The organism is Rhodococcus ruitaii (genome assembly GCF_055230935.1).
This window is the reverse complement of the sequence record NZ_JBUYWC010000006.1, coordinates 13,284-25,879: the sequence shown is the minus strand read 5'-3', so window position 1 is coordinate 25,879 and position 12,596 is coordinate 13,284. Positions and strand designations below refer to the sequence as shown.

Here is a 12,596-nt window from a genome sequence, read left to right as displayed (position 1 = left end):
CCCATTGACTTTCGAAGGAATTCAGTAGACCGATGTCCAACCCTCAGAACGTCCTCGAGATCAACGACCTGCACGCGCGTGTCGCGCAGACCGACGCGAACGCGGAGCCGATCGACATCCTCAAGGGCGTGAACCTCACCGTCCGCTCCGGCGAGACCCACGCGATCATGGGTCCGAACGGCTCCGGCAAATCCACGCTGTCCTACGCGATCGCCGGACATCCCAAGTACGAGGTCACCTCCGGCTCGATCACCCTCAACGGTGAGAACGTCCTCGAGATGAGCGTCGACGAGCGTGCCCGCGCCGGACTGTTCCTCGCCATGCAGTACCCCGTCGAGGTGCCGGGCGTGTCGATGTCGAACTTCCTGCGCACCGCCGCCACTGCCACCCGTGGCGAAGCTCCCAAGTTGCGCCACTGGGTCAAAGAGGTCAAGGAGGCGATGAACGAACTCGACATCGATCCCGCCTTCGGCGAGCGCAGCGTCAACGAGGGCTTCTCCGGCGGCGAGAAGAAGCGCCACGAGATCCTGCAGCTCGGGCTGCTCAAGCCGCAGATCGCGATCCTCGACGAGACCGATTCCGGTCTCGACGTCGATGCGCTTCGAGTGGTGTCCGACGGCGTCAACAGCTACCGGGAGCGTGAGCACGGCGGTGTCCTGCTGATCACCCACTACACACGCATCCTGCGCTACATCAAGCCCGAACATGTGCACGTGTTCGTCGGCGGGCGGATCGTGGAATCCGGCGGCCCCGAGCTCGCCGACGAACTCGAAGCGAACGGCTACGAGCGTTTCACCGCCGCTGCAGCGACGGTTGACACCCAGGGAGCGTGACCGTATGACGGTGCCGGTGCGGACGTTCGACGTCACTCGGATACGGGAGGACTTCCCGATTCTCGCGCGCACGGTGCGCGACGACAAGCCGCTGGTCTACCTCGACTCGGGGGCGACCTCGCAGCGTCCCGTGCAGGTGCTCGACGCCGAACGCGACTTCCTCACCACATGCAACGCCGCGGTACACCGCGGTGCGCACGCGTTGTCGGAAGAAGCGACCGACGCATACGAAGGCGCACGCGCCGTCATCGCCTCGTTCGTGGGGGTCGACCCCGACGAGGTGGTGTTCACCAAGAATGCCACCGAGTCGCTCAACCTCGTCACCTACGCCTTCGCCGACGCCCGTTTCGCGCACCGCCTCGGTCCGGGCGACGAGATCGTCATCACCGAACTCGAGCACCACGCCAACCTGGTGCCGTGGCAGGAACTCGCGCAGCGTACCGGCGCGAGGCTGCGCTGGTACGGGGTGACCGACGACGGCCGTATCGACCTCGATTCGCTGGAACTCACCGACGCCGTGAAGGTGGTCGCGTTCACCCACCAGTCCAATGTCACCGGTGCGGTCGCGCCGGTCGAGGAGATCGTCCGCCGGGCCAAGGCGGTCGGGGCGCTGGTGGTGCTCGACGCATGCCAGTCCGTTCCGCACATGGCGGTGGACTTCCGTGCGCTCGGCGTCGACCTCGCCGCGTTCTCCGGGCACAAGATGCTCGGCCCGTCCGGTGTCGGTGTCCTGTACGGGCGCCGCGAACTCCTCGCCGAGATACCGCCGTTCATCACGGGCGGTTCGATGATCGAGACCGTGACGATGGACGCGACGTCGTTTGCGGCACCGCCGCAACGATTCGAAGCCGGCTCTCCGATGTCGTCGCAGGCCGTCGGTCTCGGTGCCGCCGTGCGATATCTGCAGGACATCGGCATGGACGCCGTCGCCGAACACGAACACGAACTGACCGCCGCCGCCTTGACCGAACTCGGCGGCATCGACGGACTGCGGATCATCGGCCCGACCACTGCGGAACATCGCGGCGGTGCGGTGTCGTTCGTCGTCGACGGTATCCATGCTCACGATCTCGGGCAGATCCTCGACGACGACGGAGTCGAAATCCGTGTCGGGCATCACTGCGCGTGGCCGCTGCACCGGCGCTTCGGGGTCGCCGCTACCGCCCGCGCGTCGTTCGCGGTGTACAACACCTTCGACGAGGTGGCTGCGCTCGGCGCCGCGATCCGTCGCGCACAGGACTTCTTCGGGGTGCGTGGCTGATGCGGATGGAGCAGATGTATCAGGAAGTGATCCTGGATCACTACAAGCACCCCCATCACCGGGGACTGCGTGATCCCTACGGCGCAGAAGTCCACCACGTCAACCCGACCTGCGGCGACGAGGTGACTCTGCGGGTGCATCTCGACGACGGTGTCGTCGCCGACGTGTCCTACGACGGTCAGGGCTGTTCGATCAGCCAGGCTGCCACCTCGGTCCTCACCGACCAGGTGATCGGCATGCCCGTCGAGGAAGCCCTGGCCACCGTTGCGAGTTTCGCGGAAATGGTGGGCAGTCGCGGCACCGTCGAAGGCGACGAGGATGTACTCGGCGACGGCATCGCTTTCGCCGGTGTCGCGAAGTACCCGGCACGAGTCAAGTGCGCGTTGCTGGGCTGGATGGCGTTCAAAGATGCGGTCGTGCAGATCGCAGAGACCGCAAGCGACGACGAAACCGTTTCGAGCAGAGGACAGTACCGATGACCGAACCCTCCCCTGACACCGCTGTAGGCGACACCGAACAGGCCACCGACGAGGCGGCTTCGGCCCTGGTGGCCGACACGGCACCACCGATGGACCCTGTGCGTCTCGATGAACTCGAGGAAGCGATGCGCGATGTGGTCGATCCCGAACTCGGCATCAACGTCGTCGATCTCGGACTCGTCTACGGAATCTCCGAGGCGGCCGAGGCCGTCACCATCGACATGACGCTGACCTCGGCCGCATGCCCGCTCACCGATGTGATCGAAGATCAGGCCCGCGGCGCCCTGGTGCGCAGCGGACTGTGCGACGATCTGCGCATCAACTGGGTGTGGATGCCGCCATGGGGCCCCGACAAGATCACCGACGACGGGCGCGAGCAGTTGCGTGCGCTCGGCTTCACGGTGTGACAGGTACAGGCAGCTCCGAATCGGCGGATCCGCCGGCGGCCTCAGGGGCGGCGGCAACCGCCGATCCGGTCTCTGAGGCCGATCCGATTCCAGGCATCGAACAGGGGTTGGTGATCCTGTGGCGCCGGGTCCGTCGATTGATCCGCGACCGTGCGCTGGCGGTGCATCCCCGGCTCGATCCGGTGTGCTACCCGATGCTGATGATTCTGCGCCGCGCGGACGCCGTGGCGATGGCCGATCTGCATGCGGAACTCGGTATCGAGAAGTCCACTCTCACTCGCCGGATCGACAGCACGGTGCGACTCGGTCTGGTCGAGCGGACACCCGACCCGAACGACGCACGTGCTCGCCTGCTGGCGCTGACCCCGTGGTGCCGGGAGCGGCTCGGCGAACTCGAATCGGTGCAGACCGAGCAGTGGCGTGTGCGGTTGTCGGGCTGGGAAAGCGCAGACATCCGTCGACTCAACGAACTTCTCGGTCGTCTCGGCGACTCGATCGAGGTTCACGACGGCTGACGCCCGCCGAACAGACATGTTCGGTCTAGGCGTGTTTGCGCGCTGCACTCTTCTTCGTGGCGCTCTTGGGCGCTCGAGTTTTCTTCGGCGCCGCTTTCTCGGCTGCCGCCTTCTTGGTCGCAGTCTTCTTCGCCGGCGTCTTCCGCCCGCTCGACTCCGTCGTGGCCTGCTTGTCGGCGGCCTGCTTCCCACCCGCGGCCGTAACGCTGCGTTGCAGCGCAGCCACGAGGTCGAGAACCTCGGCGTCCTCACCTTCGGTCGACGTCTCGGCGACCTGGAAGACCTTCTCGCCCCCACGTTGGATCGCGTCGTCGAGCAGCGCGCGTAGCTCCATCTGATAGTCGTCGGTGAACTCGGCGGGGTCGAAGTCGTCGGACATCGATTCGACGAGGGTCTCGGCCATCGCGAGTTCTTTGTCGCTCGGTGCCGCTACATCATCGAGCGTCCCGAACTCGGCGGCCCGAACTTCGTCCGGCCACAACAGAGCCTGCAGGACGAGGATCCCGTCGGTGGTCCGCAAGGCCGCGAGCCGGGTACGTTGACGCAACGTGAAATGTACGAGCGCGGTGCGTTCACTGCGCTCGAGCGTCGCCGCGAGCAGTGCGTACGCTTTCGGGGACGCGGAGTCGGGCTCGAGATAGTAGGTCTTCTCGAACAGGATCGGATCGATCTGCTCGATGGGGACGAACTGCAGGACGGGGATCTCGTGTTTCTCGGCGGCGGGCAGCTTCTCGAAATCATCGTCGGTGAGCACGACGCGCACGCCCTCATCGGATTCGTAGGCCTTGTCGATGTCCTGGAACGGGATGATCTCACCGCATTCGCTGCACACTCGCTGGTACTTGATCCGCCCGCCGTCGGCGGCGTGGACCTGGTGGAACCGGATGTCGTGGCTTTCTGTGGCCGAGTACACCTTGACGGGTACGTTCACGAGTCCGAACGCGATGGCACCCTTCCAGATCGATCGCATGGTTCCATCATGATCGACCCGGTCCGCCCGCGCCGGGGCTTCACCGGATCCCCCGCAGGATCGACCGCCGCACACCGGAGGGAGCGGCGCAGAACACCCGGCGCATCGCATCGAGGGTTCCCACCACGTCGGTTCGTTCCGACAAGTAGGAGCGTTGCCGATCGAGGGGCAGGTCGAAGAACGCGGCAAAGAATTCGGGGACCTCCGCGGGGCGCAGGCCGAGAAGCACCCGCAACCCGACTGCCCGCAGCGCCGCGACAGTGCGCGCAGACCTCGGCCACAGCAGCCGGGAGGGATCCGACCCCGATCGGATTGCCGCCGCCAGTGAATCCGCGGCAGCGAGCGCGGTGGCGACTGCGTACCCCGTCGCCGGGTGCATCAGACCGCCACACGCACCGACGCCGAGCGCACCATTGTCGAGCACACCATGGCGTCGCCGGAGCCCTCCTTCGACCGAGAACCGAACCCGCTCCACGGGGGCGGTCGCAGCAATCTCGACGCCGCGCGCGGACAATCGTGTGGTGAGTCTTCGCTGCAGCTCGGCAAGGGGGAGCGCGGGCCGCCCCACCAGGCATGTCTCTTCGAGAAGAACACGGTCATCGTCCAACGGCACCGCGTACAGGAATGACGGACTATCGGTCGCAGAGGTGCCGTTGTCCCGTCGCCAATCCATGAACCACGCCGAACGATCCTCGAGGGCCGATGCCGCGGTGTACGGGTCGGTCACCACCCCGAACGCGGTCTGCTGCGCGGAGTCGGATGGGACCGCGACACCGCGGGCATCGACGACGTGTGCGGCGCGCAAGCACTGACCGTCGTGGAGGACCACCTCACCGGGACCGACCGCGCAGACGCGGGCCTGGGTGACCGTCACCGACTCGAGCGACAGCGACTGTTGCAGAGCAGCAGTGTCGAACACGACATAGGGACGGTCGAGGACCTGGAGGCGGGTGGTCCACGCGCCCGGGCACTCGACGCGGGCCGCGACGGCATTCTCCGGTAGCCACACGGGCAATTCGTCGGCCCACGCACCGTAGGTGGCGGTCCATGCCCGCTGTGGTGCCGGGTCGACCGCTCGCACTGTCAGACCGGCCTGCGCGCACCGTGCCGCCAGTGCGCGCCCGGACGGTCCCAGGCCCGCGACCAGGACATCCGCGGTCTGCGCGGCGGTCAAGGGGGCCTCGCGGTGATCACAGTCGCCACACTAATCCGCTCCCGTCGACGTAGTGCATCTCACCTCGTGAAACGGTACGTGGCGCAGTAAAATAAATGGTTCATGTGCCACGTATCCGGCATCATGGCTTACACCTGATTCCCCTTTATCGAGGAGCTTTACTCGTGATCACCGCCACCGACCTGGAAGTCCGCGCCGGCGCGCGGACGCTGCTTTCCTCTCCGGGATCAGCGCTGCGTATCCAGGCAGGTGATCGGATCGGCCTGGTCGGGAGAAACGGCGCCGGGAAGACCACGACCCTGAGGATTCTCGCGGGGGAGGGCGAGCCGTACGCGGGCACCGTGATCCGCTCGGGCGACCTCGGGTATCTCCCGCAGGACCCGAAGGAAGGCAACCTCGACGTCCTCGCCAAAGACAGGGTGCTCTCCGCGCGGGGGCTCGACGAGATTCTCCGCAGCATGGAAAAACAGCAGGCGTTGATGGCCGAGGCGGCCGACGACAAGGTTCGCGACCGTGCCGTGCGCAAATATGGTTCGCTCGAGGAACGGTTCTCGACACTCGGCGGGTATGTCGCCGAGTCCGAGGCCGCCCGGATCTGCCACAGCCTCGGTCTTCCCGACCGCGTCCTCGGCCAGGCATTGCACACCCTCTCCGGTGGCCAGCGTCGCCGCGTCGAACTGGCGCGGATCCTGTTCGCTGCATCCGACGGCTCCGGCGGCAAGTCCGACACCACGCTGCTGCTCGACGAGCCCACCAACCACCTCGACGCAGACTCGATCACCTGGCTGCGTGGTTTTCTGCAGAACCACGAGGGTGGACTCGTGGTCATCAGCCACGACGTGGACCTTCTCGCCGACGTGGTCAACAAAGTCTGGTTCCTCGACGCCGTGCGGGGCGAGGCCGACCTTTACAACATGGGGTGGAAGAAGTACCTCGACGCCCGCGCGACAGACGAGGCTCGCCGCCGCCGCGAACGCGCCAACGCGGAGAAAAAGGCCTCGGCCCTGCAGAAACAGGCCGCGAAGCTCGGCGCCAAGGCGACGAAGGCTACTGCGGCGCAGAACATGGCGAAGCGCGCTGAGAAACTGCTGGACGACCTCGACGACGTCCGGGTGGCCGACCGGGTTGCCAAAATCCGGTTCCCCACGCCCGCGGCCTGCGGCAAGACACCCCTCATGGCGAAGGAATTGACCAAGGTGTATGGATCGCTCGAGATCTTCACGGGTGTCGATCTGGCCATCGACCGTGGCAGCCGTGTCGTGATCCTCGGACTCAACGGTGCAGGAAAGACGACGCTGCTGCGCCTGCTGGCGGGTGTCGAGATCCCTGATCTCGGCGAACTCGATCCCGGTCACGGCCTCAAGGTGGGCTATTTCGCGCAGGAGCACGACACGATCGACGACGCGGCGACGGTGTGGGAGAACATCCGGCACGCGGCGCCCGACGCCGGTGAACAGGACTTGCGCGGTCTCCTCGGTGCATTCATGTTCACCGGTCCGCAGCTCGATCAGCCGGCCGGAACCTTGTCCGGTGGTGAGAAAACCCGTCTGGCGCTCGCCGGTCTGGTGTCGTCCGCGGCGAATGTGCTGCTGCTCGACGAACCGACCAACAACCTCGATCCGATTTCCCGTGAGCAGGTACTCGATGCGTTGCGGAGCTACGAAGGCGCCGTGGTTCTGGTCACGCACGATCCGGGCGCTGCCGAGGCGCTGAATCCGGAGCGTGTCATCATGTTGCCGGACGGCACTGAGGACCACTGGTCTCAGGACTACCTCGAGCTGATTCAGCTGGCGTGACAACCGAGGCCGGGAGCAATGCTCCCGGCCCTCGATTTTCCTGTTCTCGATCCGGTCGGCGTTGCGCGATCCGCTCCGGGCGCTGCCTGCGTGAACTAGCCTGGTTCTGGGACCTTCGGCGAGGCGACGGGAGGATTCGATGGCACGAAATCCTGACACTGGGCAGCCTTCGTATGCGAAGGGAGCCAGAGTGACCGGGGCATCCAGAGACCGGCTACAAGCCGAGCTCAAGCGCCGCTACGAGGCGGGCGCGAGCATTCGGACACTGGCGCAGGAAACCGGGCGATCGTACGGTTTCGTGCACAACGTGCTGGTGGAATCGCAAGTGCGTCTGCGCGGACGCGGCGGACCGAATCGTCGACGCGCGGCATCGGCGAGCAACAGCAGCAGCTGAAGAACCTCGTCACGCCCCGGGCGCAGAGCTGGTCAGTCGCGGCGGCGGACCGACTCCTCGACGAGGTCGAGGACCCGGCCGAGTTCGGCTTCCGCATGACCCGACGCAAGCCGCGAGATGAGCCCGTCGAGCACCAGATCGAGATACGCGACGAGGACCTCGGTGGGCACGTCGTCGCGGAGCTTTCCGGCGTCACGCTGACGTTGGAGGCGACCGACGGTGGCCTCGGTCAGTTCGGCGGAATGCTGGGTCCAGGCCTTCGCGAACTCGGGATCGGTGCGGAGTCTGCGCGTGATCTCCAGTCGGGTTCCGAGCCAGTTGAACTGCTCGGGGCGGGAGAGCATGTCGCGCATGACCTGGACGAGTCCCTCGGTGCTGGCGACATCCGCCATGCGCTTGGCATCCTCTTGTGCGAGGGCGAGGAACAATCCGTCCTTGTCTTTGAAATGGTGGAAGATTGCGCCGCGAGAGAGGCCGGTAGCGATTTCGAGGCGTCGTACGGTTGCTCCGTCGTAGCCGAAGTCGGCGAAGCAGCGCCGCGCACCATCGAGGATCTGGCTGCGCCGCGCTGCGAGGTGATCCTCACTGACCTTGGGCACTACCCACATCCTTCCGGAATAGGACCATGGCGGGGGAACAGGACGGTCGGTGGTGGCGCGGCGGGCCCGAGACGAGAGATGTCCCGGGCCCGCCGCTTTGCACCGGAGTGACCGTGACGGTCACGAATCCGATCAGTTGCGGATCATGTTCCGCAGCACGTACTGCAGGATGCCGCCGTTGCGGTAGTAGTCGGCTTCGCCGGGCGTGTCGATGCGGACCACAGCATCGAACTCGACCTTGTCGCCGTTCTCCTTGGTGGCGGTGACCTTCACGGTCTTCGGGGTGACGCCGTTGTTGAGCTCGGCGATACCCGCGATGTCGAAGACCTCGGTGCCGGTGAGGCCGAGCGACCCGGCCGACTCGCCCTTCGGGAACTGCAGCGGTACAACTCCCATACCGATGAGGTTCGAGCGGTGGATGCGCTCGAAGGACTCGACGATCACGGCCTTGACGCCGAGCAGGCTGGTGCCCTTGGCGGCCCAGTCTCGGGACGAACCGGAGCCGTACTCCTTACCGCCCAGCACGACCAGCGGGATGCCGGCAGCCTGGTAGTTCTGCGATGCGTCGTAGATGAACGCCTGCGGTGCGCCTTCCTGCGTGAAGTCGCGGGTGTAGCCACCGGAGACGTCGTCGAGCAGCTGGTTCTTGAGGCGGATGTTCGCGAACGTGCCGCGGATCATCACCTCGTGGTTACCGCGCCGCGAACCGAGTGAGTTGTAGTCCTTGCGTTCGACACCGTGCGAATCGAGGTACTGGGCCGCGGGGGTGCCGGGCTTGATCGGCCCCGCAGGGCTGATGTGGTCGGTGGTGACCGAGTCGCCGAGCAGCGCGAGGACGCGAGCGCCCTCGATATCGGTGACGGGAGCCGGATCCATCGTCATGCCGTCGAAGTACGGAGCCTTGCGGACGTACGTCGAGTTCTCGTCCCACGCGAAGGTGTCTCCCTCCGGGGTCTCCAGGTTCTGCCAGCGGTGATCGCCCTTGAACACGTCCGCGTAGGAGTTGCGGAACATGTCCTGGTTGATCGCCGACTTGATGGTGTCGTCGATCTCCTGGGCAGACGGCCAGATGTCCTTCAGGAACACGTCGTTGCCGTCGGTGTCCTGGCCGAGGGCGTCGACCTCGAAGTCGAAGTCCATGGTGCCGGCGAGCGCGTACGCGATCACCAGCGGCGGCGACGCCAGGTAGTTCATCTTCACGTCGGGGGAGATGCGCCCCTCGAAGTTGCGGTTACCGGAGAGCACCGCGGTCACCGACAGATCTTCGTCGTTGACGGCCTTCGAGATCTCTTCCGGCAGCGGACCGGTGTTGCCGATGCAGGTGGTGCAGCCGTAACCGCCGAGGTAGAACCCGAGCTTCTCGAGATACGGCCACAATCCGGCCTTCTCGTAGTAGTCGGACACCACCTGTGAACCCGGCGCCATATTGGTCTTGACCCACGGCTTGGTCGACAGCCCCTTCTCGACGGCGTTACGGGCGAGCAGGGCCGCGCCGAGCATCACCGACGGGTTCGAGGTGTTGGTGCAGGAGGTGATGCCTGCAACCGCGACCGCACCGTGATCGAGGACGAACTCGCCGCGGTCGGACTTGATCTTCACCGGCTTGCTCGGCCGGCCGGCCGAGCCGTTGGCGGCCGACGGAAGCGGGACGACGTCGTCGTTGGCGGTGGAGGATTCCACCGGATCGGAGGCCGGGAAGGACTCTTCGACGGCCTCGTCCAACGCCGAATGCTGGGCGGCCGCGCCGTTGGTGACATAGGTGGTGATGTCACGGCGGAACGCTGCCTTCGACTCGCTGAGCAGGATGCGGTCCTGAGGGCGCTTCGGGCCGGCGATCGACGGCACGACGGTGCCGAGATCGAGCTCGAGGTACTCCGAGTAGGACGGCTCGCGGTCGGCGTCGTGCCACATGCCCTGTTCCTTGGCGTACGCCTCGATGAGCGCGAGCTGCTCGTCGCTGCGGCCGGTCAGGCGCAGGTAATTGATGGTCTCACCGTCGATCGGGAAGATCGCCGCGGTGGAACCGAACTCGGGGCTCATGTTGCCCAGGGTCGCGCGGTTGGCGAGGGGCACCTCGGCGACGCCGGCGCCGTAGAACTCGACGAACTTGCCGACCACACCGTGCTGGCGAAGCATGTCGGTGACGGTGAGCACGACGTCGGTGGCGGTCACGCCGGGCTTGATCTCGCCGGTGAGCTTGAAGCCGACCACACGCGGGATGAGCATGGAGACGGGCTGGCCGAGCATCGCGGCCTCGGCCTCGATGCCGCCGACGCCCCAGCCGAGCACACCGAGGCCGTTGACCATGGTGGTGTGCGAGTCGGTGCCGACGCAGGTGTCGGGGTAGGCCTGGCCACCCCGCACCATGACGGTGGGGGCCAGGTACTCGATGTTGACCTGATGGACGATGCCCATGCCCGGGGGAACCACACGGAAGTCGTCGAACGCGCCCTGACCCCAGCGGAGGAACTGGTAACGCTCACCGTTGCGCTCGTACTCGAGATCGACGTTGCGCTCGAGGGCGTCTTCGCGACCGAAGAAGTCGAGGATGACCGAGTGGTCGATGACCATGTCGGCGGGGGAGAGGGGGTTGACCTTGTTCGGGTCGCCTCCGAGCGCGGTGACGGCCTCACGCATCGTCGCGAGGTCGACGACACACGGCACACCGGTGAAGTCCTGCATGATCACGCGGGCGGGCGTGAACTGAATCTCGACGCTCGGCTCGGCCGACGGATCCCAGCCCGCGATCGCGCGGATATGGTCGGCGGTGATGTTCGCGCCGTCTTCGGTTCGAAGCAGGTTCTCGGCGAGGACCTTGAGGGAATAGGGGAGTTTCTCGGTGCCGGGGACCGACGACAGGCGGAAGATCTCGTACGAGTTCTCTCCGACCTGCAGCGTCCCCTTGGCGCCGAACGAATCAATACTGGTGCTCACATCAGCTCCACTCGTCGTCACGGCTCGCCGTCGACGGGGCTGTGTCGACGGCTCAAGCGAGGCTCACGACCATGTCCGGGGTTGGCCGGTGGCGCGGCATCTCACCACGATCCTAACAGTACGCTTGTCCTACATTAGTGGGGCGGGTTCGGGACGATCGTGACGCTCGGTCTCTACGTGGGACTCGATTCCCGAACGGATCCGGTCCATCGCGTACTGTGCGGAGGTGCCGTACGAGTGCGGCATTCCTGCGACACCGACGGCGTTCCCGCCGCGTACGGCCGTTGTGGCGAGTGCGGTTCGTCCGCTTCTGACCAGCACCACCGGAGAGAGATGTCTGCGCCACTGCTTCGTATACCCGGGCCCGCGGCCACGGACCTCCCTCCCGGAGTCACCCTCGAGACGATCCTCGCCGATCTCGCCGACGATCAAGTGTCGATTCCCGAAGATGTCGAGGCATCGGAACTCGATCCGTCCGAACTCGTCGAGCAGGTGCAGCGTGCGCAGGATCACGGCATCGACCTCAGTGTCGTCGTGGTCGAGGACAACCCGTACATGGATTCACAACTACGAGACCTCGCCACCGCGGTCGGGTCGGAAGACGGCGGCACCGTGCTGGTGCTCAGCCCGAGTTGGGTCGGCACGTTCAGCGACACGGTCGACCGTGTGACACTCGAGGCGGCGCAAGACCGGACCTACACGGGAGACCCGGTGGTATCGACGACCAATTTCGTCGACTCGCTGCTCGAACCGTCGCCACCGTGGACGTTGATGACGATCGTGCTGATTCTGGTGGTGGCGGCCGCTGGCGGACTGACATATCTCGCCAAGCTGCGGCGTGTGGACATCGAACCGGTCGCGGGTTCCGCGGATGCGGAGGTCACCCCCGGAGGTAGTGGCTCCCCCTGATCTCCCCGGAGCACCGCCGTCGTTCGATCGCGACCGATTCTCCCGCTGCTCCGACGCGCAGGTTCCGCCCGTGACCGGGCCGCGGCCCGTGCTGCTGTGAATGACCAGGGCTTTCCCGACGAATATCTGTGACTGTCGTGCGGGGGGCGCTCAATGTGTCGTACGGTTCACGTGGCGCTCTTGGGGAAGAAGTGTCACAACCCGAGTCGCGGGACGCTGACCCGCGATCGGTTCGAGATCATCAGCGATCGGCCGCGCGTGCGCGGCCGATCGGTGACGTGCGCTCTTCTCCAGGCGTCGGGGTCGACCGGTGCGATCGGTCGGC

At 65.9% G+C, this 12,596-nt stretch carries 12 protein-coding genes; 8 read left to right on the top strand and 4 right to left on the bottom strand.

Features of this window, described 5'->3' with window-relative positions:
* Positions 1 to 32: 32 nt before the first annotated feature.
* Genes sufC through ACZI8W_RS08705 form a run of 5 tightly spaced genes read left to right on the top strand, consistent with a single transcriptional unit; the run spans position 33 to position 3,495 of the window.
* Positions 33 to 833 (top strand): Fe-S cluster assembly ATPase SufC, encoded by an 801-nt coding sequence (gene sufC, locus ACZI8W_RS08725; RefSeq protein ID WP_463368102.1) that lies wholly within the window; start codon positions 33 to 35, stop codon positions 831 to 833.
* Between the two features lie 4 nt (positions 834 to 837).
* Positions 838 to 2,094, top strand: a complete 1,257-nt coding sequence (locus tag ACZI8W_RS08720) for a cysteine desulfurase (protein ID WP_463368101.1) — start codon at positions 838 to 840, stop codon at positions 2,092 to 2,094.
* Positions 2,094 to 2,573, top strand: a complete 480-nt coding sequence (gene sufU / locus ACZI8W_RS08715) for a Fe-S cluster assembly sulfur transfer protein SufU (RefSeq protein WP_463368100.1) — start codon at positions 2,094 to 2,096, stop codon at positions 2,571 to 2,573. Before ACZI8W_RS08720 ends, sufU begins: the two co-directional genes overlap by 1 nt.
* Positions 2,570 to 2,980 carry a metal-sulfur cluster assembly factor gene (locus ACZI8W_RS08710; protein ID WP_463368099.1) on the top strand — a complete coding sequence of 137 codons (411 nt, stop codon included), beginning with the start codon at positions 2,570 to 2,572 and terminating at the stop codon, positions 2,978 to 2,980. Before sufU ends, ACZI8W_RS08710 begins: the two co-directional genes overlap by 4 nt.
* Positions 2,977 to 3,495, top strand: a complete 519-nt coding sequence (locus ACZI8W_RS08705) for a MarR family winged helix-turn-helix transcriptional regulator (RefSeq protein WP_463368098.1) — start codon at positions 2,977 to 2,979, stop codon at positions 3,493 to 3,495. The genes ACZI8W_RS08710 and ACZI8W_RS08705 overlap by 4 nt, the downstream gene beginning before the upstream one ends.
* 25 nt (positions 3,496 to 3,520) lie before the next feature.
* Here the strand turns inward: ACZI8W_RS08705 and ku are convergent, their stop codons facing one another.
* Together ku and ACZI8W_RS08695 are read right to left on the bottom strand one after the other, a co-directional pair.
* Positions 3,521 to 4,465 carry a non-homologous end joining protein Ku gene (gene ku / locus ACZI8W_RS08700; protein WP_463368097.1) on the bottom strand — a complete coding sequence of 315 codons (945 nt, stop codon included), beginning with the start codon at positions 4,463 to 4,465 and terminating at the stop codon, positions 3,521 to 3,523.
* A gap of 40 nt (positions 4,466 to 4,505) precedes the next feature.
* Positions 4,506 to 5,639, bottom strand: a complete 1,134-nt coding sequence (locus tag ACZI8W_RS08695; protein ID WP_463368096.1) for a lycopene cyclase family protein — start codon at positions 5,637 to 5,639, stop codon at positions 4,506 to 4,508.
* A gap of 164 nt (positions 5,640 to 5,803) precedes the next feature.
* Between ACZI8W_RS08695 and ACZI8W_RS08690 the strand changes: the two genes are divergently transcribed.
* On the top strand, positions 5,804 to 7,435 hold the full coding sequence (locus ACZI8W_RS08690) for an ABC-F family ATP-binding cassette domain-containing protein (RefSeq protein ID WP_463368095.1): 1,632 nt from the start codon (positions 5,804 to 5,806) through the stop codon (positions 7,433 to 7,435).
* Positions 7,436 to 7,574: 139 nt separating this feature from the next.
* Positions 7,575 to 7,829, top strand: a complete 255-nt coding sequence (locus tag ACZI8W_RS08685; protein WP_463368094.1) for a helix-turn-helix domain-containing protein — start codon at positions 7,575 to 7,577, stop codon at positions 7,827 to 7,829.
* Between the two features lie 32 nt (positions 7,830 to 7,861).
* Here ACZI8W_RS08685 and ACZI8W_RS08680 read toward each other — a convergent pair whose 3' ends face one another.
* Positions 7,862 to 8,428 carry a TetR/AcrR family transcriptional regulator gene (locus ACZI8W_RS08680; RefSeq protein WP_463368093.1) on the bottom strand — a complete coding sequence of 189 codons (567 nt, stop codon included), beginning with the start codon at positions 8,426 to 8,428 and terminating at the stop codon, positions 7,862 to 7,864.
* A gap of 132 nt (positions 8,429 to 8,560) precedes the next feature.
* On the bottom strand, positions 8,561 to 11,362 hold the full coding sequence (gene acnA, locus ACZI8W_RS08675) for an aconitate hydratase AcnA (RefSeq protein ID WP_463368092.1): 2,802 nt from the start codon (positions 11,360 to 11,362) through the stop codon (positions 8,561 to 8,563).
* A 333-nt stretch (positions 11,363 to 11,695) separates the two neighbouring features.
* On the opposite strand from acnA, the gene ACZI8W_RS08670 reads away from it, so the two are divergent.
* A complete protein-coding gene (locus tag ACZI8W_RS08670) occupies positions 11,696 to 12,271 on the top strand; it encodes an Rv1476 family membrane protein (protein ID WP_463368091.1) in 576 nt (191 codons plus the stop codon).
* The last annotated feature ends 325 nt before the right edge of the window (positions 12,272 to 12,596 follow it).